Source organism: Desulforhabdus amnigena, assembly GCF_027925305.1.
GTDB classification, from domain to species: Bacteria; Desulfobacterota; Syntrophobacteria; order Syntrophobacterales; family Syntrophobacteraceae; genus Desulforhabdus; species Desulforhabdus amnigena.
Window position 1 is genome coordinate 2318717 of record NZ_BSDR01000001.1, and the last position, 21772, is coordinate 2340488.

The following is a 21772-nucleotide window of genomic DNA, read 5'->3' on the forward strand; positions in this document are numbered from 1 at the left end:
CTGTGGACTTTGCGACACCCCCCTTGATCCCCCCTTGAGGGGGGAATTAAAGGGGGTGTCCGCTGCCGAGGTAGGTTTTTGGATAGACTCTAAGTATTTGTCCACTGAATAAAACGACCAAAATGCAGGTTGGGTTGAGCTGCCGCTCAACCCAACCTCACAGAACTGATCGGCAATCGGAAAAGCATTCTAGTAGCACACCGATGGAACAAGTCAAGAGTCTAAAAACAAAAAGCCCTCCCGTTTTCAATCGCCAAACGGGAGGGCTCAAAAGCAGAGCGAAAGAGCAACGCGCGTGATGTCATGCGCTGCTCAATGGAGCTTATTTCTTAGAGCCTATCAGAAAACCTACCTCGACAGCGGACACCCTCCTTCAATTCCCCCCTCGAGGGACCAAGGGGAGTGTCGCAAAGTCCGCAGGTGGTTTCCGGATAAGGTTATTAGTACATTCCGCCCATTCCGCCTCCGGGAGGCATTCCGCCGCCCATGGGCATGGCTTCCTTCTCCTTGGGAAGTTCGGAGATCATGCATTCGGTGGTGAGCATGAGGGCCGAAACGCTGGCGGCGTTCATAAGGGCCGTACGGGTCACCTTGGTGGGATCGATGACGCCCGCCTCGATAAGGTCGCAGAATTCATTGGTCTCTGCGTTATAGCCGAACGCGCCTTCGCCAGCCTTGACTTTTTGCACGATGACGGAACCTTCTTCACCCGCATTGATGGAGATCTGGCGGGCGGGTTCTTCCAGAGCGCGCTTCACGATGTTGAGGCCGAGCTTTTCGTCGCCTTCCAGCTTGAGGTTTTCCAGAGCAGGGATGCAGCGCAGATAAGCCACACCGCCGCCGGGTACAATGCCTTCTTCCACTGCAGCGCGGGTCGCATTGAGAGCGTCTTCTACGCGGGCCTTCTTTTCCTTCATTTCCGTCTCGGTGGCAGCACCCACGCTGATGACCGCAACACCGCCCACCAGCTTGGCCAGGCGTTCCTGGAGCTTTTCACGGTCATAGTCGCTCGTGGTTTCATCGATCTGGGTGCGGATCTGGCGCACACGGCCTTCGAGGGCCTTGCGATCGCCCGCTCCGTCCACGATGGTGGTGTTGTCCTTATCGATACGGACGGTCTTGGCCTTGCCCAGGTCATTGAGGGTAACGGCTTCCAGCTTGATGCCCTTTTCTTCACTGATGACCTGCCCGCCGGTCAGGATGGCGATATCTTCCAACATAGCCTTGCGGCGATCCCCGAAGCCGGGAGCCTTTACCGCGCAGACATGGAGGGTGCCGCGGAGCTTGTTGACCACCAGGGTTGCCAGAGCTTCGCCTTCAACGTCTTCAGCGATGATGAGGAGCGGTCTTCCCATCTTGGCGATCTGCTCGAGAACGGGCAACAGGTCTTTCATGTTGCTGATTTTTTTCTCGTTGATGAGGATCACGGGGTCGTTGAGAAGCACTTCCATCTTCTCGGGGTCCGTGACGAAGTAGGGAGAGATATATCCACGATCAAACTGCATACCTTCCACCACTTCCAGGGTGGTCTCCATGGATTTTGCTTCTTCGACCGTGATCACGCCTTCTTTTCCCACCTTGTTCATGGCTTCGGCGATGATGTTGCCGATGGTGGAATCGTTATTGGCGGAAATGGTGCCGACCTGGGCGATCTCTTTCTGATCCTTGGTGGGCTTGCTGATCTTCTTGAGCTCATTGATGACGGTTTCAACGCTTTTTTCGATGCCACGCTTGAGGGCCATGGGGTTGGCACCTGCCGCCACCAGCTTGGAGCCTTCATAGTAGATGGACTGAGCGAGAATCGTGGCGGTAGTGGTTCCGTCGCCGGCGACGTCGCTGGTCTTGCTGGCCACTTCTTTGACCATCTGGGCGCCCATGTTTTCGAACTTGTCATCCAGTTCGATTTCCTTGGCGACGGTCACGCCGTCCTTGGTCACCGTGGGGCCGCCGAAAGACTTTTCAATGACGACATTGCGACCCTTGGGGCCGAGCGTTACCTTGACCGCATCTGCAAGAGTATTGACTCCCTTGAGCAGTGCTTCTCTAGCTTTGACATCGTAAATCAGTTGTTTCGCCATGAAATATTCCTCCTTAACAATAGGCTTATTAACCGGCTTTTTAGGTGGGATCTAAAAGATGAATTTATTTTTCAATGATGGCGAGAATATCGTCTTCGCGCATGATCAGAAGCTCTTCGCCTTCAACCTTGATGTCGGTTCCGGCGTATTTGCCGAAAAGCACGCGATCGCCCGCTTTGATATCCAGAGGACGCCTGGTGCCGTCTTCCATCACTTTGCCGTTTCCAACGGCCAGGACTTCGCCCTGAATGGGTTTTTCCTTGGCGGTATCGGGAATGATGATGCCACCTGCGGTCTTGGTTTCCTCTTCCAGGCGTTTCACAACAACACGGTCATTGAGCGGTCTAAGCTTCATTTTGTGGACTCCTTTCGATTCTTCTAATGAATTCAAGCAAATTTCCAGACAACTAAGCTTGCTGATCCCAATGAGGATTTAAAGATCCTATTAGCACTCGCTTTCAATGAGTGCTTATAATCACCTTTGGATCAGTTGGCAAGAGGGAAAGAAGCATCGGAAGGGAAAAAAAGTGAAAAGGTCGTCCCCGCGTTCTCATGGCTGGAAATTTCTATGCGGCCTCCAGCCTTCTCCACCAGTTGATAGACGATCCCAAGACCAAGGCCGGTCCCTTTTTGTTTTGTGGTGAAGAAAGGCTCGAAAACCCGGTCCCGAATGTCGGGTGGAATCCCTTCTCCCGTATCGCGAATCTCCACCCGCACTTCATCCTTACCGGAATCCCTTGCGCCGCAACGACTCACACCGATGGTCAGATCCCCCCCCTCCGGCATGGCCTCCAGTGCGTTCAAAATGATATTCCAGAGAATCTGCCGGATATGATGGGAGTCCACCAGACACGAAGGATTGGATTCAAAGAGCGTGTGGACCCGGTGAGCCGGCGAAATCTTGTCACGCGCCCTAAGCAGGGTGAGGATTTCCTGTATGACGGCGCAAAGGGAAACACTCTCAAGATTTTCCGTCGTGTGAACGCCTTTGGCAAGCCATAGAAAATCCTTGATCAGGCCGTTGATCCGGTCGATTTCCCTTTTCACGATATTCACGAGTTTCGACTGTAGGGGGTCGGAATCCCCTCCGGATCCGAGCATTTGAACGGCTCCGCTCATGGCTGCCAGGGGATTTTTGATTTCATGCGCTATTTCGGAAGCGATCCGCCCGGCAAAAGCCAGACGCTCCACCCGCTGCACATGTTCTTCCATGGCCTTCAGGTGAGTCAGATCCTGAAAGATGAAGACCCATCCGGAGGCTTCCCCCTCCCCTTTCTGGAGCACGGAAACGGTATACCCCAGGCACAACTCTTCGCCCATCGGCTTTTGGTACCGCACCTCCCTGCGTTCCATCGTATCCCGGGAGCCGGTATGCTGGGTGGGAGGAATCTCACGGCGCCAGGCCCGGGGGTCCAGGAGCGGAAAAACTTCGGTGAAAGGGCGTCCTTCCAGTTCCGTTTCGGAAAGCGACAGGATCTGGCGCGCAGCATGATTGGAAAAGAGAATGGTGCCGCGGGGATCGATGGTGAGCAGTCCGCTGCTCATACTCTGAACGATGTTGCGGTGCAGGATTTCGAGTTGATGGAAATCCATTTTCTGCCTTCGAACCTGCTGGCTCGATTTATGGAGCTCTTCGGCCAGATAGCCGCTCAAATAGGCCACGAGATAAAAGCCTGCGATATTCATGAGTATGGTATGGAAATAGGCCCCGCTATCCTTCATCTGAAGTGTCTGGGTGAGCACATGCAGGGGAGCGATCCATCCAAAATATTGAAAATCCAGGAGCAGCCCGTAGGAAAGACTACAGAGGGAGGCGATGAAGATGCTGCCGCGGCGGTAGAGGAGGAGGGCGGCGCTTATGATCACGGGCATGTAGAGAAACGAGAAAAGACTCTCCAGGCCGCCGGAAAGATAGATGAGGACCGTCACGGCCGTGACGTCGAACAGGAGCTGGCTGTAGGCAAACCGCCGATAGCGGCGAACCCGTTCGAGGCTGAACGCCGCCACTATGGTGAAGAGGAAGAGAATGCAGGAAAAGAAATAGAGGGGCTGCAGACGCGCGGAAAGGAGGTCTCCTTCCCGGCCGCCCTGAGCGATGAGCGTCAGGAAAAGAAAGAGAATGGCCAGAAGAAGGCGGAAAAAGAGCAGCCCCTTGAGCTTCTCCTTGAAAGAAGCGTCGGCTGCCGCGACACTTACGCTCAATTCCGGTTTCAAAGGTTTATCATGCTCCACGGGATACGACGTCGGCCAGCTGGAAGATGGGAAGATACATGGCGATCAGCAACCCGCCCACGGTCACTCCAAGGAAAACAATCAGCAGGGGTTCCAGAAGCGAGGTCAACGCATCGACGGCCACGTCCACCTCTTCGTCATAAAAGTCCGCGATCTTGTGCAGCATTTTATCCAATGCGCCCGTGGATTCCCCCACGGCGATCATGTGGGTCACCATCGGGGGAAAGACCTTCGTCTCCTGCAGGGGATCGGCGACGGGGCGCCCCTCCGCGATGCTAGATCTCACTTCCCGAAGGGCTTTTTCGATGACCGTGTTTCCGGAAGCGGCGGCTACAATGTCCAGACCGTCAAGAATGGGAACGCCGCTCGACAGCATGGTTCCAAGCGTCCGGGAAAATCTCGCCACGGCAACCTTGCGGAGCAGCATGCCAAAAACGGGAAGGCGCAGGAGCATCCGGTCGGTCACGTCCCGCCCTTTTTTCGTCCGCCGGATCTGCCCGATTCCCACTACCAGCAACACGATACCCAGCAGAATCCAGTGGAAATAGCTCTGAGCGAACTCGCTGATGCCGATGACGAAAAGTGTCAAAGGGGGGAGAGCGGACCCCGCGTCTCTGAAAAGACCCGCAAAGACCGGGATGACATAGATGAGTATCACGGCGACCACGACAACCGCCACGGTGACCACGATGCCGGGATAGGTCATGGCCCCCTTGACCTTCTTCTTCAACTTGGAGATCTTTTCAATGTACGCCGCCAGACGGTTTAGAATCACATCCAGAATTCCTCCCATTTCGCCGGCGGTTACCAGGTTGACAAAGAGAACGTCAAAGACCTTGGGATGCTTTTTGAGGGCATCGGAAAGGGTGGAACCCTCCTCCACATCCTTTTTGATCGACCGAAGGATGCGGCGGAACGTAGGATTGTCCTGTTGATCCTGCAGGATTTCAAGACATTGCACCAGGGGAAGGCCGGCATCGATCATGGTGGCGAACTGCCTCACGAAAATGACGATTTCCCTTTCCTTCACCTTTGGCTGCAGGGCGGGAATGTAGTCGGAAATATCCTTGGGCTTCTCCTTGAAGCTTTTGACGGTAATGCCCCTGCGGAGCAGAAGCTGACGCGCAACGGCGGCATTATCCGCTTCTATCTCCCCCTTCTCCTTTTTCCCCTTCCGATCGATTCCCTTCCAAATATAAGTGGGCATTTACTACTCCTTGCTTTGATGGTCGATCAATGAGAGTTCAACTCCTGTTCGCCCGCTCCGCCTAATCCTTGGCCGAACAGCGGAAAACCTCTTCCAGGGAGGTCACCCCCTGCATCAATTTGTTGATGCCGCTCTTTCTGAGAGTCAACATACCGAGTTTGACGGCTTCCCGTTTGATTTCCGACCCGGGTGCCCCGCGAAGCACCAATTCCCGGATGGGTTCGTGCATGGTCATGACTTCATAGAGCGCTACGCGTCCTCGATACCCCGTGTGGTTGCAGACGGGGCATCCTTTTCCCCGGAGACACCGGAAAGTTCCCAGCTTGTCTTCCGGAACACCCAGTTCCAGCAGGGACTCAACCGGCACATCCTCTTCCACGGCGCATTCCGAACAAACGCGCCGGACCAATCTTTGAGCGAGAACGAGGTTCATTGCGGAAGCCACCAGAAACGCTTCCGCTCCCATGTTGAGAAGCCGGTTGATGGTGCTCGGAGCATCGTTGGTATGGAGGGTGCTCAAGACAAGGTGGCCGGTCAGGGCGGCTTTCATGGCGATTTCCGCCGTTTCATAATCCCTGATTTCCCCCACCATGATGATATCGGGGTCCTGCCGCAGGAAGGATCTGAGGGCGGCGGCAAAGGAGAGTCCGATAGAATCGTGAATTTGAACCTGGTTGATGCCATAGAGGTTGTATTCGATGGGATCTTCAGCCGTGGAGATATTGCTGGTCACCTTATTCAATTCGGAAAGGGCGCTGTAGAGGGTCGTCGTCTTGCCGCTTCCCGTCGGGCCCGTCACCAGCACCATACCGTAAGGGAGGTAGATGGCATCCAGAAATTCCTTGTATTGCTGATCTTCGAAACCCAGCTTGGTCATATCCAGTTGAAGCCCCGATTTGTCGAGAAGTCTCAGCACCACTTTCTCACCAAATAAGGTGGGGACGACGGAAACGCGAAAGTCCATCTCCCGATTCCTGGCCTTGAGCTTGATACGACCGTCCTGGGGCAGGCGCCTTTCGGCAATATCCAGGCGGCTCATCACCTTGATGCGGGAGATGATCGCATTCTTGAATTGGTAGGGAGGTTTCATGATCTCATAGAGTACTCCGTCAATGCGAAACCGGACTCTCATGGCCTTTTCATAGGGTTCGATATGAATATCGCTCGCCTGTTTGCGGATCGCATCCATGAGAATGAAATTCACCAACTTTACGACCGGAGCCTGTTCCGCTGCACTCTCCAGAAAAGTCAGATCCAATTCATCGGAGGATTCTACAAGGGATACATCCGTTTCTTCCTTGAGCAACCCCAGCACATCGTCCATCTTTTCCTCATCTGCCGAGGATTGCTGGTGGATTATCTTTTTGATGACACTCTCGGAAGAAACATGGACCGCAATGTTTCTGCGCGTCAAGAACCGCAGATCATCGATGATGAAGAGATTTCCAGGGTCAGCCATTGCGACGTTCAGCGTGCCGCCCATCAGGCCAAAAGGAACTACCTGGTATTTCAAGGCAATATCATTTGGAATCAATTCAATGACGTCTTTGGGGATGGAAAGCCTTGCAAGATTGACTTCAGGCACGCGAAACTGTTTGGCGATGAATTCGGCCAGAATCTCTTCACTGATAGCCCCCAGTTTCACCAGAATGGTCCCGATACGTTCCCCACTCTGCTGCTGGTCATCCAGTGCCTTCCTGAGCTGTTCACGACTGATCAATCCTGCTGCGACCAGAAGTTCCCCAAGTTTTTTGGTCACTGATTCATACCTTTCTAGGCAGACAAACGACTTGCGCTCTTGAGCGACCTTTCTCGATTCTCGATCCATTTTCTATATCGGTTGAAGCTCTCATTCTCTTGAAACGAACTCATCCCTGCGCGACACATTTTGCCTGGAATCAGGGTACCTTCTCTTTTTGTTTGACTTCTTGTATCTCGGTCGTTATGGGATTAAATGGGTCTGCACGAGAGGACGGCTCATTTTACGGGAGGACTACTGACTCGACATTGTCGGATGACAAGGTGCGGCACCCTCTTATTCATCCAATCATCACCCCATGCAGAGTGGAAGATTTGTAGATTATCCGGATATCATAGAAAGGAAGTCATCACTGTGGGACAGACACTCATATTGACAGGAACTCAAGCGGCAGCGCTTGCGGCCAAACTGTGCCGTGTTCAGGTTGTCGCAGCCTACCCCATTACTCCGCAATCGAAAATCCCGGAAGTTCTTTCCGAATATGTGGAGCGAGGAGAATTGAACGCTGAATTTGTGCGTGTGGAGAGCGAACATTCCGCCATGGGTGTCTGCATTTCCGCATCCATCGTCGGCGCCAGAGTTTTCACCGCCACGGCGGCCAATGGTCTGGCTTATATGCACGAACAGCTGCACTGGGCGGCGGGAGCGCGCCTCCCCATTGTAATGCCCGTCACCAACCGGGGGCTGGGAGCGCCCTGGACCATTCTCAATGATATGCAGGATACGATCGCTCAACGCGACACCGGCTGGATGCAGTTTTATTGCATGAATAATCAGGAAGTTCTGGACCAGGTCATTTTGGCTTACAGAATCGCGGAGCAGCTTCTGATCCCCACCATGGTCTGCTTCGACGGGTTCAGGCTTTCTCATACCATGATGCCGGTCAACGTTCCTTCCCAAGAAGAAGTGGACGCATTCCTCCCCCCCTACCAGCCGGCTTACACGCTCGATGCGGAAAACCCGGTCAACATCAATCCGGTGGTCATGACCGACCCCATCCCCGACAGCGAAGGCAACTTGTGCCCCGGTTACATGGGCTTCAGGCACCGGCTGCAGGAAAGCTTTGAATCTGCATGGCCGGTCATTTCGGAAGCGGCAAAATCTTTCAATGAGAGGTTTGGACGCTCGTATGAGGATTGTCTTTACCGGTACAAGACAGAGGATGCCGACTTTTTGTTCGTCACCATGGGTTCCTTGAGCAGCGAAGCCAGTGAGACGGTGGACCTCCTGAGGGAGGAAGGGTTCAAGGCGGGAGTCATCGGTATCCGTGCCTACAGGCCGTTTCCTGCCAAGGCGTTGGCGCAGGCCGTCGAGAAGGCCAAAAGCATCGCCGTCGTTGAAAAAGCCATCAGTTATGGTTATGAAGGGGCGGTGGCTACAGAACTGAAAGCGGCCCTTTTCAGCAACAACGGCCACAGACCCGTGCTATTCAATTATATAGTCGGACTGGGAGGCAAGGACGTCAAACCGTCCGACCTCCTTGAAATCGCGCACGAAACGACCCGGGCCGCCGCCGAGGGCACACATCAGGAATGTCCCCGCTGGTTGGGGGCCGGCGTTTGATATCCGTCCGCCATTTCCCCTGCCCCTCTCCCCAAAGGGCAATGCTGTTGAATTAAACAAACCGATTCCCCCTTCCTTCAAAGGGGGACTGCTTTAAGACGCTCAACCTTAATTCAACAACATTTTGGCGAGGGGGGAAGCGAACGGGCCTCTATATACCATTAGAAGAAAGGAAAGAAGTAAGATCATGTCGACCACTATCTTGGATCTTCCCGAGCGAGAATATATCCTGCCTGGAACACGCACCTGCGCCGGTTGTGGACTGCCCATCGCTTACCGTTATATCCTCAAAGCGCTGGGTCCCAGAACGATCATGACCCATCCGGCTTGCTGTCTCACGATCCTCCACGGGATCTATCCCAAAACGCCCATTGCCATCAACGCGGTGAACAACACCTTCGCGAGCACCGCGGCATCCGCCTCCGGATTGGTGGCGGGGCTCAAAGCTACGGGGCAGGATTTCACCGTATTGGCCATGGCGGGCGACGGCGGCACGTTCGATATGGGAATTCAGGCTCTGAGCGGCGCCGCAGAGCGCGAAACCAATTTCATCTACGTCTGCTACGACAACGAAGCATACATGAACACGGGAGCACAGCGCTCCAGCGCAACTCCCACCGGAGCGGTCACCACCACCACCCCCTTCATCCCTAAGGAGCAGCCCAAGAAGGACTTCATCCAGATCATGGAAGCGCATCACCCGGCGTATCTGGCCACCACGTGCTCTTCCTATCCTGGGGATTTATTCAACAAGTTTGCCAAAGCCAGGGATATCAAAGGAACGAGGTTCATCCACCTGGCCGTTCCATGCCCTACGGGCTGGGGATTTGCCACGAAGGACACGGTCAAAGTCGGCCGCATTGCCGTAGAAACGGGAGTCGTCGTGCTTTATGAAGTGGAAAACGGCGAATTTCGGCTCACGGGCAAAAGCCTCAGCATGGCGCGCAGCGGCCGGAAACGTCCGGCGGAAGAATACCTGAAGCTTCAGAGCCGCTTCAAGAAAATGACTCCGGAACAGATGGCCGATTTTCAGCGCCAAACGGATGAACGTTGGGAACAACTTCTGAAACGGGCAGGCTTGTAAAGGGGCGGGGAAATCGAAGCTGGTTCGCTCCCAGGCAAAGGAGCTTTCAGGCAGTCTCTGAGAGAGGGGCGGGAAGACGAATCTTCCCGCCCCTCTCATATTATTCTTCCTCCCACCAGCGAACGAGAATGCTCCCCCAGGTAAATCCTGCGCCAAAAGCGGACAAGACCAGGTAGTCCCCCTTCCGCACACGTTTATCTTCCAGCAGGGCATCGTAGAGGCACAGAGGAATCGTTGCAGCGGTCGTGTTGGCATAGCGGTCGATATTGATGATGATTTTGCTCCGGTCTATGCCCATTCGATGCGCGCAGGCATCGATGATCCGCAAATTTGCCTGGTGAGGAACGAAGAGAGCGAGGTCTTTGCCGGAAAGTCCGTTATTTTCGAGGATCTTCACGGAAACATTGGCCATTTCGGTTACGGCATATTTGTAGACCTGTTTTCCTTCCTGATAGACATAATGCTCCTTGTTCGCCACGGTTTCGTGGCTGGGCGGGCGCAGGCTTCCACCGGCCTTCATGTGCAGGAAAGCCCCTCCAACGCCGTCAATGCGCTGCATGAAATCCAGAATGCCGTATCCCTCTTCGGGACAGGGCTGCAACAGCACGGCTCCGGCTCCATCCCCAAACAAGACGCATGTGTTTCGATCTTCATAATCGATGATGCTGCTCATGACATCGCTGCCGATGACCAGAACATTCTTGTATCTACCGGACTCGATCATCTGAGCTCCGGTGGAAAGGGAAAAGATGAACCCCGAACAGCCGGCGGAAAGATCGAATCCCCAGGCGTTTTTCGCGCCCAGTTCCTTTTGCACCAGGCAGGCCGTGGCAGGAAACATCATATCCGGCGTCACCGTCCCCACGATGATGACTTCGACTTCTTCCGGTTCGACACCGGCCCTCTCCAGACATTCCTGGGCAGCTCGAACGGCCATATGGGAGTTGCCCCTGCCAGGTTCCAGAATGCGCCGTTCACGAATGCCTGTCCGGGTAACGATCCATTCATCGCTGGTATCAACCATCTTTTCAAGATCGCTATTGGTTAAACGCCGCTCCGGCAAGAAGCGGCCCACTGAACGAATATAAGCCGTTCGAACTGACATTTTTCTATCCTCGTTTTACATGACCCCTTTGTACCATCCACCGTCAATCTGGATGGAAGCGCCGGTAATGTAACCCGCCCGCTCAGAGGCCAGAAAAGTCACCAGCGCTGCAAATTCTTCCGGGGTGCCCAAACGCTTCATGGGAATGGAAGATTCCCAACGCTTGACTACCTCCTCGGGGGTCGTTCCCTCTTTTTGCGCCGTTACCACGGAAAGCGAACGGACCCTCTCGGTCATGGTATATCCGGGGCATACGTTGTTGACGGTTATATTGTAGGAAGCCAGCTCGTTGGAAAGCGTCTTGGCCAAACCGACGACGCCGGAACGGACGGTATTGGAAAGAATCAGGCCATCGATGGGCTGCTTGACGGATATGGAGGTCATATTGATGATGCGGCCCGATCGTTTTTCCATCATGATGGGCACAACTTCCCGTGTCATGATGACAGTACTCATGAGATTGAGCTTCACACCGAAATGCCAGAGATCATCGTCTATTTCAAGGAAAGTTTTGGAAGGGGGCCCCCCCGCGTTGTTCACCAGAATATCCACGGTACCGTAATGCTCGATTCCCTTTCGAATGAAATTCCTGGCCTGATCGGCATTGCTCACATCGGCTGGGATTCCGATCACTTCCGCCCCCGTCGCCGCGCGAATCTCTTCGACCGCCTTGGGGAGTTCAGGATCATCGAGGGCACAAATGGCCACTTTTGCCCCTTCCCGGCACATCTCCATTGTAACGGCCTTTCCCAAACCTTGACTTCCACCCGCAATAAACGCCACTTTTCCCTTGAGTCCTAAATCCATTTCCACTCCTCCACTTATTTGGAATTTTCTAATTGGTTCCCTTTTGCATAAAACCCGTGTCACACTAATACCACAACGGGACTTTCACCGCCGTGTACTAGTCGTCGTAAAAGGCTTGCATCTCTTCGGTATATTCTCGATTTTCTTTATAAATATAAAATGGAGACCTTATAAGAAGCTCCTCCCCTCCACCTTTTCTGCTCTCGAGGCACACCAGGCGCGCAGCCCCCCCTGCGTGAGAATATACGATCGTGAGCTCCTTGGGGCTGAACCCGTGCTCCTGCGCAGCCGAGAGAAGATGCGCCATGCGCGCGGCAGGATAAATGGCCACGAGACGCCCCCCCTGCACCAGAAGATGCTTACCGGCAGCGAACACCTCACGGATGGAAGCGGTCAGCTCATGACGCGCCAGCGCCTTCTGCGGATGAGGGTTGATCTTTCCCGTGTCCAGGCGGCGATAGGGCGGATTGCTCGTCACAAGGTCGAAGCTCTGGGCCTGAACGTGCCGTGCGACGTCCCGGAAATCCATTCTCCGGATCTCGATTCGATCCGCAAAACCATTGGCCTCGACATTCTGTTCAGCCAACCTCGCCAGGTCGGGTTGAAGCTCCATGCCCAGAATCTTTTGCGCCCCTTTGCGGTATGCCAAAATGAGAGGAACAATGCCGCAACCCGTCCCCAAATCCACTATCCGATCCTCGGGCTTCACCCTCGTCAGTCCCGCAAGCAACACGGCATCCAGGGAAAAGCGGTAGCCATCCTTTTCTTGGCGGACCACAAGCTTGCCGTTAAATAAGGTATCGGATGTCAACACCAGAATTCCCCTCTCCTGCTAAGAGCCTATCCAAAAACCTACCTCGGCAGCGGACACCCCCCTTTAATCCCCCCTCGAGGGGGGACTAAGGGGGGTGTCGCAAAGTCTACAGGTGGTTTCCGGATAGGTTCTAAATCCCTTCCTCCTCCGTCGAGAGCGCGTGGATGACCATTCCGCTTCCGACCTTGGGATAAAAATAGGTGGATTTATGGGGCATGATCAAACCACTCGTAGCCACATCCTGCACCTGCTCGATTCGAGTCGCATTGATGAGAAAGCCCGCTTCGTAATTGCCCTCCTTGACCTCCTGCACCGTCTTTGAAAAATCGTGGCTGAAATGTATATTGTCGGCATTTGCCAGGAATGATTCGGAAAGCCCCAGGATTTTTTTCAACAGGACCTGGTCCAGCACCACTACGTCCAGGGTCTGCAATACCTCGGGAATCCGTATGCTCGAGAGGTAAGAAGAAACCGCATCCCTCTTGGCTTTCATCAGGAAAAAGCCCTCTACCCGTCTCGCATGGAAGCCGATGACCGTATCCTTCCGGGAAGCTCCCGCTTCAAGGCCGGCGCGCCACTGGTTTTCCCCGGAAGCCGTCTGTTCGAACCGCGAAACATCGAAATAAACTCGCGCCTTTTCCAGAAAGGATTCCAGATCCAGGGAATCGAGGGACCGGAGCAGCCGGTGCGTAGGAAGAATCGTCAGACCCTCCTGGTTGAGATTGGATAAATACACCATGATATATTCAAAGGAGGCGCGGGGACTCGCATTCTTGCAGCGTTGCCTTTGGATGTCGCGATAGTTCAGGGCCGTTTCATACCTGTGGTGGCCGTCGGCTATGAACAAAGGCTTATCCCGCATGAGATCCCGCACCCGCCTGAGAATTTCGAGATCCCTCACCCGCCACAAGCGATGCTCCATCCCCTGATGGTCTTTGAAAGATGCAACGGGGTCACCGTCGCGTCCCGCCCTCAGAGCACGATCCACGAATTCGTCCGGATCTGCATAAAGGGCAAAAACCGGACTCAGATTTGCCTGACATGCGAACATCAACTGCAGCCTTTCGTCCTTGACCGCCTGAAAGGTCTTTTCGTGGGGGCGGACAAAGCCGGAACTGAAATCCTCCAACCGCAAAGCACAGACAAACCCGTAGCGTGTCTTACGCACCTGGGGCGTCAGCGAATAGTGCAGTTCATAGTAGTACATACAAGGATCATCGTCTCGAACGATCACTTTTTCCCGCTGCCAGTCCTGGAAATACCTGGCTGCCCGTGTATGCGGATTGTCCTGTTCGGAATCTTCCGGTGTGGATTTCCCCAGTTCCAAACGCACCATATTGTATGGGCACATCTGATGATAAGCTTCCTGTTCCTTTGGAGAAATCACATCATAAGGCGGGATCACGACTTCAGCCAGATCTGGAACTTTTTCCTTATTGTAGCGCAGCCCGCGGAAAGGGGCTATTTCTGCCATGATCTAGTTTTCCTTTCTATTCTAAACTCAAAAAAATGGCCATCAGAGGATCGGCTTAGAGCAAGTCCTTGATATGAATGCGAGCTTTAAAGGCTTCCTTTGCTAACACAGCTGAGGATTTTTGACAAGCGGCATGCATTGCGTTTACCCTCCCGCCACCCATCCGCCAGGGAGGGGAGACTTCCCGGAAGTGTTCTCCGTGACCTCCGTGTCTCCGTGGTGAATAACGGGATATCGGAATCCGCCAACTCCCCTACATTTCATATCAAAAGAGGGATTGATCGGTTAAGGAATATTGCTCGGTGGGATTTGCGAGGATGAGAGACGAAAAATCAGCGGCCAATTCCAGAATTCCTGACCATTCTATGGCCCCCCTGGCCAAATCCAGCCAATGGGACACCTCATTGATGACTGCACTGTCGCTGGTGGCGACAACCGCCCCCTCGTAAGGGAATTCCCGTTCCGGCACCGGCACCGCCCGCGCCTCTCCTGGAATCCGAAGGGATTTTAAACGCCGGCGGTAGATATCCGCAAGACGCCCGCTGTGACTCATGGGAGCGTCAAAAAGGAAGAGGACTCGATGCGGGCGAAATTCCTCCAAGAAACGAAAAAGGGTATCCACGGCCATTTCGCTGACTTCACTGAACCGAAAGCGGGCCGACTGACCCGCCAGATCCCGTAAGGCCCCGTCGTTGGACATCAGGAGTGGGCGGCCCAAAATGGCGCTCTCCAGGGTGATCTGAACATTGTGACCGTCCACTGCCAGCAATTGGGATTGCCAGCCTGCCCCCTTGCAGCACTTGGCGCGGCGTCGCAATCCTTTCTCCTGACTGAAAATTCCACGATGGAGGAGCATGCGCTCCATATGCGTCAACTGGTAGCGGTTTCCCACCCATTCCAGAGCGGCCTCGCGTGGATAACGCCGGTTTTGAAAGAAAAAAAAATCCGCACCCGCTTGAGAAATCAACCACCTGCGCTCTTTTGAAAGCATTGATTTGGTGGAATCTGTTTGTGGGGCGCTAAACCCCATCAGGTTGACCTGCATCATACACCGGTTACACTTCATGCATCTTTCGAGGATGCCGATTTTTGCAAGGATTCATCTCGCAGATCTTTCCTCAAAACCTTACCCACTATGGTTTTGGGCAAAGAATCACGAAATTCTACAGACTTCGGTACCTTGTAGATAGCCAGCCGCGTTTTGCAAAACTCTATGATCTCTTTTTCCGTAATATTTTGCCCCGGCTTGGCTACAATGAAAGCCTTCACCGTTTCCCCCCGATATGGATCCGGAATCCCCACAGCCACAGCATCCAATACTTTGGGATGTTCGTACAGGACCTCGTCGATTTCACGAGGATAAATATTGTATCCCCCAGCAATGATCATATCCTTCTTACGATCCACAATGAAAAAATATCCCTCTGCGTCCATTGTGGCGATGTCGCCGGTATACAGCCATCCGTTCCGCAAAGCATATTTCGTTTCTTCCGGCATTTTCCAATATCCCTGCATCACCTGAGGACCTCGAACGATCAACTCCCCTTCCTTCAGGACGGGCATTTCCTCTGTCCCATATTCGAGATCCATGATCTTGCACTCCGTATCGGGGATGGGGATTCCAATGGAACCCGGTTTGCGGGTGCCTTCAATGGGATTGCAATGAGTAACGGGGCTGGCTTCCGTCAAGCCATAACCTTCTATGATGACGCTGCCCGTAAGGTTTTCAAACTTGCGCAGGACTTCCAGAGGCATGGGAGCCGATCCCGTAATGCAAAAGCGGATGGAAGACAAATCGTAGGATTGAATCCTGGGGTGATTCATGATGGCCGCAAAAATGGTCGGCACACCCGGGAAAAGGGAAATCTTGCGCTTTTGGAGAGTCTTGAGCAGTTCGTCCAGTTCAAACCGCGGGAGGATACTGCAGTAGCATCCCGTAAAGAGTGGTAAGTTCATGCAGACCGTCATGCCGAAAACGTGCGAAAAGGGCAGAACAGCCAGGAAGCGTTCCCCGCCCCATCTTAAATCGGGAAACCAGGAACTGATCTGCACCACATTCGCCAGAATATTCCGGTGAGAGAGTATGACCCCCTTGGCCACACCCGTCGATCCTCCGGTATATTGCAAAAGGGCTATATCGTCCAGATTGACGGTACAGGGAGGCGGCGTGGGTGGCGTGTTGGAAATCAGGTCCGGAAATCTGAAGACGTTTTCACTGTAGGGCACCGATGTGAATAGTTTTTTCTTCCTGGCCTTCAAGGGGTAGAGCCACCTGAGAATCAAGGGAAAGTAGTCCTTGATGCTGGTGGAAACAACCTTTTTGATGGCTGTTTTGGGAAGCACCCTTTCCACTTTGGGATAAAGATGGTCCAAAACCACCAAAAATTCCACTTCGGCATCTTTCCACTGGTGCTCCACTTCCCGCTCGACATACAGGGGATTGGTCATCACCACTATGGCGCCCAACCACAGGGCGGCATAATAGGCGATGACCGCCTGCGGACAGTTGGGAAGCATGATGGCCAACTTTGTGCCGGGTTTTACACCCTGGGCGTGTAATGCATTGGCCAGACACAAAATCTGTTCCCATAGGGAACGGTAGGTCAGAGTGGTTCCAAAGAATTCAACGGCAACATTTTGAGGAAACTTTGCTGCCGTTGCTTCCAACAAAAGCGGCAGACATTGCTCAGGGTAGTCTGCCGAATGAGGAACCCGAGAATCGTAGCTTTTATACCAGACCCGCTCCATCCCCCCTCCCTGCGTTGGGCTGGTTTAAGCACTTCCCATGTGCCCCTCGCATCATTGGCCTTTTGGTGCGACATAGTCACATTAAAACCACGGGGACACAGAGGGCACAGAGAAAGACCTCCAAATGAAATCTCCGTGTTCTCCGTGTCTCCGTGGTTCAGATGAAATCCGACAATGTCAAGTCAGATACTCCGAGTATAAGGGCTCCATGTTTATTCCCGGCCCCTTCCTTACAGGATCAAGAACAGGTGCTCTTCAATTTGCGCACCTCTTCAGTAAAAACAGGGATGAAGTTAAAGAGATCTTCCACTATCCCATAATCCGCCTTGCTGAAAATGGGGGCATCCGCATCCTTGTTGACGGCCACGATAAATTTGGAGGATCCCATTCCCGCCAGGTGTTGGATCGCACCGGATATTCCCACGGCAATGTAGAGATTGGGGTTGACAACCTTGCCCGTCTGCCCCACCTGGTCGGCATGGGGGCGCCATCCCGAATCCACTGCCGCGCGGGATGCGCCGACAGCAGCGCCGAGCAGCTTGGCCAGTTCTTCGATCAAGGCGAAGTTCTGAGCTTCCTTCATTCCTCGGCCGCCCGAGACAATGATCTCGGCACCAGAAAGTCCAACACGCCCGGAAGTATCCAGTTCAAGGCCAGTGACGGAAGAGCGGGGAATGGGAATGGATACATCGACCTTCTCGACCACAGCTTTTTTCTCCTCGCTGGGAGGCAGGCAGCTCATGACATTGGGACGGCAGGAGATAAGAGGCATGGCGCCGTCGGCCCATTCATTCCATGCCAGGCACTTTCCGGCATAGATCGGCTTTCGAGCTTTAACCTTTCCGTTCTCGACCACGATTTCAGTACAATCCTGCACCAGCCCTTCTTCGAGCCTTGCCGAGAGGCGTGCCCCGATGTCTTTTCCATCCACGGAGGCCGAGAGCAGCACCAGGGCGGGATCGCACTTTTTGATCATATCGGCGATGACCGGAACATGGGTCTCAGGCAAATAATTTTCCAGGGCCGGGTCATCGGCCACATAGACCTTATCCACTCCGTAGCGTCCCAGTTCGGGGGCCTTCTCGGCAACGCCATGCCCCACAACAATCGCACAGACTTCAGCTCCCAGTACGTCTGCAATCCGCCTCCCCTCACTGGCCACTTCAAAGGTAACACGGCGAAAATTCTCGGCACGGAATTCAGCAAGCACGCAAACACACTTTGACATCTTCGTTCTCCTCTAAATCACTTTAGCTTCTTCGTGCAATACCCTGACCAATTCCCTGGCCTTGCCTTCTGTATCCAGACCCCCATTGATGATCCGCCCCGGTGCGCGTTCGGGCGGCATTTCGAGGGAAAGGACCCGCACCTTGGCTTTTTCCGGGACAAATTCAGAAGCATCGAGTCCCAAATCGGCAAGAGTTTTCGTGGCCAAAGGTTTCTTTTTAGCTTTCATGATTCCAGGCAGAGAAGCGTATCTGGGATTCCAGACCGCATGGGAACCACCGAATGTCACCAGGGCGGGCAAAGTGGACTCCATGGTCACTTTCCCCCCTTCAATGGGCCGCTGGATGGAGACCTTACTGCCATCGCACTCGATGGAAACGGCGAGAGCCAGATGCGGCCAGCCCAAAAATTCGGCCACCATGGGGCCCCGCTGCGCCATGTCGTAATCCACAGCGCGCGAACCGCAGAAAACGAGGTCGGGATTCAATTCTTTGATGGCCGCGGCAACGGCTTTCGCCACCTTCAGGCGCCCATAACTCTCAAGAGCGTCTTCAGCAATCAACACCGCATTGTCCGCGCCCATTGCCAGAGCGGTACGGATGGATTCCACCACGCGCTGCGGTCCATAGCTCAGAATCGTAACGGTTCCACCAAGCTGTTGCTTCAGTCGGAGTGCGGCTTCCACGGCAAATTCATCATACGGATTGATGATCCATTTGAATCCATCGCTGACCACTGACTTGCCATCGCTTGCAATGCGAATTACCGATTCCGTATCAGGAGTTTGTTTCAACACCACGACAATGTTCACGGCTTCTCCTCCCTTTTCCCTTCCTTGGATCCTTTTTGATTGGATAAATATTGCTCTACGATCAAACACTCTATTTGATTAAAGCAAAAAGAGTATGCTTTCCTCTAACAGAGTCCCTTAGCATATCCTCCTTCAACGATTCAAGCAGAAATGGAGTTGACCGCACAAACAAAAGACAGGCGTCCTACAATACGAACAAGGTGCTTCCCGAGTTCTCAAGGAGGAAATAGAAGCCCGGATGAATGGCCAATCATTCAGCCCGGATCTTACATTCATCTCTCCTCTTCTTGCAAGGAAAGATGAATGTAAGATCCGGAAGATTGGGCTGAACTTTAGAATATTTTTGAAAAAAGAAAAAAAAATGAATTGCCCGCGAGCTTTCAACTGCCTTTCTGACAGTGGGGACAATACCCCTGGAAGATGATCTGCTGACGTAAGACACGAAATCCGTTCTCTTTTGGAAGCGGGATGTTTTCGACGGAGGGAAGACCCTTGACGTCTTCTATCGCCTGGCACTTCAGACAAACCATATGATGATGAGGGGTGACGAGGGCATCATATCGCGCTACATCCGTCATCGGGCTCACCTTTTGAATCAACCCGACTTCGTAAAAACGTTCCAGGGTCTTATAAACCGTGCCAAGTGAAATCATGGGAAAGCGTTTTTTCACCTGTTGATAAATCGATTCGGCGCTGGGATGATCTTTTGTAAAATAAAGTGTTTGATATATGGCCAACCTCTGGTAGGTCACCTGTAGACCATGTTTCCTCAAGGTTGCGATAAAATCCTTATCGTTCATCTCCTCCATTTGGATTCCCCCTCACTGTGGATGTCATTAGAAGTGACTCGGTGGATAACCTGACCAGGCAACGATAAACGTATGACAAGTTTATAAAGAAAATTTATAGGAATCTTTAGAATCTACGCAAGTTTTTTCTCATAGGAATCCATATTTTTTAGCCCATACTTTCTCTATTCCCTTTTTCTTTTTCCTGGAATCGTTTCAAGTAAATCATGAGGACAGACAGGGCTGCGGGCGTGATGCCCGGAATTCTGGAGGCCTGCCCCAATGAAATGGGGCGAATGGAGCTGAGGTTCTGCTTGATTTCATTAGAGAGCCCCGGAATATCCCCATAGGAAAAATCAACGGGAATCGAGATGTTTTCAAGCGATTTGAATTTCCTGACTTCCTGTTCCTGCCGCCTGAGATATCCCTCGTATTTGCATTCCACCTCCACCTGCTCTTTCACCCTTTCCGCAAGAGGCTCCGGAGGGGCGGAGAGAGCTTCGATATCGCCGTAAGTGAGTTCCGGCCGTTTGAGGAGCCTGTCCAGGGAAACCGGCTCTTCCAAGGGGGGAGAACCCTTTTCCAATAGCGCTGAATTGATGGCGGCTGACGGACGCAGATGCGTATGACGAAGCCGTTCCAGTTCGGCATGAACGGCGTCGCGCCTTTCGAGAAGCTCCCGGAGAGCGGAATGGGGGCGCAGTCCCAACTCGCAGCCTTTTTCCAAAAGCCTCATGTCCGCATTGTCTTCCCGCAGCAAAAGACGATATTCAGCGCGGGAAGTAAAGATACGGTAGGGTTCATTGGTCCCGCGAGTCACAAGGTCATCCACCAAAACAGCCATGTAGGCTTCCGAACGATTCAGAAGAAAGGGGGGTCTCTTCTGTACTTTCAGGGCCGCGTTGATCCCCGCCCACAAGCCCTGGGCGGCGGCTTCTTCATAGCCCGAAGTGCCGTTTATCTGACCGGCCAGATAGAGCCCCTGGACTCTTTTGGTTTCGAGAGTGGGAAGAAGCTGTGTCGGTTGAACGAAATCATATTCAATGGCATACGCGGGACGCATCACTTCTGCGTTTTCCAGGCCGGGAATGGTTCGGATAAGCCCCAGCTGCACTTCGTACGGCAGGGAGTTTCCTGTTCCACTGGCATAGATTTCCTCGGTCTCCAAGCCTTCCGGTTCCAGGATGATCTGGTGAAACTCCTTGTGGGGAAAACGCATGATCTTGTCTTCCAGAGACGGGCAATAGCGGGCTGAAACCCCTTCGATGGTTCCATTGTAAAGGGGGGAAAGATGAATGTGGCGCCGTACCTGGTCGTGGGTGCTTTCGTGGGTCCTACCGATGAAGCAGGAAATCTGGGGCAGGTCGATGCGTTCCGTCGAGAGAGAAAAAGGCCTGGGATTCGGGTCCCCTTCCTGTTCCCTGAATTGAGTGAAATCGATGCTCTCCCTGTGTATGCGGGCTGGAGTCCCCGTTTTCATCCGTCCCAGAGTAAACCCCATTTTCACCAACTGGTCCGCCAACACATTGGAGGGAAATTCTCCCGCCCGCCCGGAGGGAATCCGGGTGCTGCCGATATGGACCAGACCGTGCAGAAACGTCCCTGTGGCCAGAACGACAGCTCCGGCGCTGAAAAAGGTTCCCATCTGGTCGACGATGCCCCTTACCCGACCATCCTCCACTACCAAAGATTCCACCAGGGTCTGCTTCAATTCCAGATTTTCCTGGAGTTCCAAAGCATGCTTCATGGCGCGGCGGTAGAGCACCTTGTCGTTTTGGGTGCGCGTGCCGCGGACCGCAGGGCCTTTCTTGGTATTGAGCAGACGAAATTGGATGGCCGTGCGATCCGTCACCTTTGCCATTTCACCACCCAATGCGTCGATTTCCTTAACGAGGTGGCCCTTTCCGATTCCTCCCACAGACGGCGAGCATGGCATGTGCGCGACCGTATCCAGGTAAATGGAAAAAATCAGAGTCTTACATCCCATGCGGGCCGCAGCGAGAGCCGCTTCGCATCCAGCATGGCCGGCTCCTACGACTATCACGTCATATCCGTGGATCATCTTCTAAAATCCT

17 protein-coding genes are annotated in these 21772 nt (G+C 53.5%); 2 read left to right on the forward strand and 15 right to left on the reverse strand.

Annotated features, from left to right (window positions below; all coding sequences use genetic code 11):
• Window positions 1-440 precede the first annotated feature (440 nt).
• The 5 genes from groL to pilB all read right to left on the reverse strand — a co-directional run bounded on the left by groL (window position 441) and on the right by pilB (window position 7276).
• On the reverse strand, window positions 441-2078 hold the full coding sequence (gene groL / locus QMG16_RS09915) for a chaperonin GroEL (protein WP_281793888.1): 1638 nt from the start codon (window positions 2076-2078) through the stop codon (window positions 441-443).
• A 64-nt stretch (window positions 2079-2142) separates the two neighbouring features.
• Complete coding sequence (gene groES, locus QMG16_RS09920; protein ID WP_281793890.1) at window positions 2143-2433, reverse strand: co-chaperone GroES; 291 nt, start codon at window positions 2431-2433, stop codon at window positions 2143-2145.
• Window positions 2434-2564: 131 nt separating this feature from the next.
• Window positions 2565-4292 (reverse strand): two-component system sensor histidine kinase NtrB, encoded by a 1728-nt coding sequence (locus QMG16_RS09925; RefSeq protein ID WP_281793892.1) that lies wholly within the window; start codon window positions 4290-4292, stop codon window positions 2565-2567.
• 7 nt (window positions 4293-4299) lie between these two features.
• Entirely contained in the window at window positions 4300-5517 is a 1218-nt protein-coding gene (locus tag QMG16_RS09930; RefSeq protein ID WP_281793894.1) for a type II secretion system F family protein, read from the reverse strand.
• 61 nt (window positions 5518-5578) lie between these two features.
• On the reverse strand, window positions 5579-7276 hold the full coding sequence (gene pilB / locus QMG16_RS09935) for a type IV-A pilus assembly ATPase PilB (protein ID WP_281793904.1): 1698 nt from the start codon (window positions 7274-7276) through the stop codon (window positions 5579-5581).
• Between the two features lie 354 nt (window positions 7277-7630).
• Between pilB and QMG16_RS09940 the strand changes: the two genes are divergently transcribed.
• Window positions 7631-8839: a transketolase C-terminal domain-containing protein gene (locus QMG16_RS09940; RefSeq protein ID WP_281793906.1), complete on the forward strand. Its 1209-nt coding sequence runs from the start codon at window positions 7631-7633 to the stop codon at window positions 8837-8839.
• A 187-nt stretch (window positions 8840-9026) separates the two neighbouring features.
• Window positions 9027-9923, forward strand: coding sequence for a thiamine pyrophosphate-dependent enzyme (locus QMG16_RS09945; RefSeq protein WP_281793907.1), 897 nt, complete (start codon window positions 9027-9029; stop codon window positions 9921-9923).
• 100 nt (window positions 9924-10023) lie between these two features.
• Here the strand turns inward: QMG16_RS09945 and QMG16_RS09950 are convergent, their stop codons facing one another.
• The 10 genes from QMG16_RS09950 to mnmG form a co-directional block, all read right to left on the reverse strand.
• Complete coding sequence (locus QMG16_RS09950; protein WP_281793909.1) at window positions 10024-11028, reverse strand: beta-ketoacyl-ACP synthase III; 1005 nt, start codon at window positions 11026-11028, stop codon at window positions 10024-10026.
• A gap of 15 nt (window positions 11029-11043) precedes the next feature.
• On the reverse strand, window positions 11044-11835 hold the full coding sequence (locus tag QMG16_RS09955) for an SDR family oxidoreductase (RefSeq protein WP_281793910.1): 792 nt from the start codon (window positions 11833-11835) through the stop codon (window positions 11044-11046).
• A gap of 97 nt (window positions 11836-11932) precedes the next feature.
• Complete coding sequence (locus tag QMG16_RS09960) at window positions 11933-12649, reverse strand: tRNA1(Val) (adenine(37)-N6)-methyltransferase (RefSeq protein ID WP_281793919.1); 717 nt, start codon at window positions 12647-12649, stop codon at window positions 11933-11935.
• A 130-nt stretch (window positions 12650-12779) separates the two neighbouring features.
• Window positions 12780-14123 (reverse strand): DUF1015 domain-containing protein, encoded by a 1344-nt coding sequence (locus QMG16_RS09965; protein ID WP_281793920.1) that lies wholly within the window; start codon window positions 14121-14123, stop codon window positions 12780-12782.
• Window positions 14124-14388: 265 nt separating this feature from the next.
• Window positions 14389-15090, reverse strand: coding sequence for a DUF434 domain-containing protein (locus QMG16_RS09970; RefSeq protein ID WP_281793922.1), 702 nt, complete (start codon window positions 15088-15090; stop codon window positions 14389-14391).
• Between the two features lie 95 nt (window positions 15091-15185).
• Entirely contained in the window at window positions 15186-16871 is a 1686-nt protein-coding gene (locus QMG16_RS09975; protein WP_281793924.1) for a long-chain-fatty-acid--CoA ligase, read from the reverse strand.
• Between the two features lie 238 nt (window positions 16872-17109).
• Window positions 17110-18099 carry an electron transfer flavoprotein subunit alpha/FixB family protein gene (locus QMG16_RS09980; RefSeq protein WP_281793925.1) on the reverse strand — a complete coding sequence of 330 codons (990 nt, stop codon included), beginning with the start codon at window positions 18097-18099 and terminating at the stop codon, window positions 17110-17112.
• 12 nt (window positions 18100-18111) lie between these two features.
• Window positions 18112-18909, reverse strand: a complete 798-nt coding sequence (locus tag QMG16_RS09985; protein WP_281793926.1) for an electron transfer flavoprotein subunit beta/FixA family protein — start codon at window positions 18907-18909, stop codon at window positions 18112-18114.
• Between the two features lie 380 nt (window positions 18910-19289).
• On the reverse strand, window positions 19290-19709 hold the full coding sequence (locus QMG16_RS09990) for a Fur family transcriptional regulator (protein WP_281793928.1): 420 nt from the start codon (window positions 19707-19709) through the stop codon (window positions 19290-19292).
• Window positions 19710-19866: 157 nt separating this feature from the next.
• A complete protein-coding gene (mnmG, locus tag QMG16_RS09995) occupies window positions 19867-21759 on the reverse strand; it encodes a tRNA uridine-5-carboxymethylaminomethyl(34) synthesis enzyme MnmG (protein ID WP_281793930.1) in 1893 nt (630 codons plus the stop codon).
• Window positions 21760-21772: the final 13 nt, after the last annotated feature.

Coding starts and splice junctions, on each gene's coding strand:
- QMG16_RS09945 (WP_281793907.1), top strand. CDS start 9,027: ATGTCGACCACTATCTTGGATCTTCCCGAGCGAGAATATATCCTGCCT.
- QMG16_RS09965 (WP_281793920.1), bottom strand. CDS start 14,123: ATGGCAGAAATAGCCCCTTTCCGCGGGCTGCGCTACAATAAGGAAAAA.
- QMG16_RS09955 (WP_281793910.1), bottom strand. CDS start 11,835: ATGGATTTAGGACTCAAGGGAAAAGTGGCGTTTATTGCGGGTGGAAGT.
- QMG16_RS09990 (WP_281793928.1), bottom strand. CDS start 19,709: ATGAACGATAAGGATTTTATCGCAACCTTGAGGAAACATGGTCTACAG.
- QMG16_RS09930 (WP_281793894.1), bottom strand. CDS start 5,517: ATGCCCACTTATATTTGGAAGGGAATCGATCGGAAGGGGAAAAAGGAG.
- groES (WP_281793890.1), bottom strand. CDS start 2,433: ATGAAGCTTAGACCGCTCAATGACCGTGTTGTTGTGAAACGCCTGGAA.
- QMG16_RS09980 (WP_281793925.1), bottom strand. CDS start 18,099: ATGTCAAAGTGTGTTTGCGTGCTTGCTGAATTCCGTGCCGAGAATTTT.
- QMG16_RS09975 (WP_281793924.1), bottom strand. CDS start 16,871: ATGGAGCGGGTCTGGTATAAAAGCTACGATTCTCGGGTTCCTCATTCG.
- QMG16_RS09950 (WP_281793909.1), bottom strand. CDS start 11,028: ATGTCAGTTCGAACGGCTTATATTCGTTCAGTGGGCCGCTTCTTGCCG.
- mnmG (WP_281793930.1), bottom strand. CDS start 21,759: ATGATCCACGGATATGACGTGATAGTCGTAGGAGCCGGCCATGCTGGA.
- groL (WP_281793888.1), bottom strand. CDS start 2,078: ATGGCGAAACAACTGATTTACGATGTCAAAGCTAGAGAAGCACTGCTC.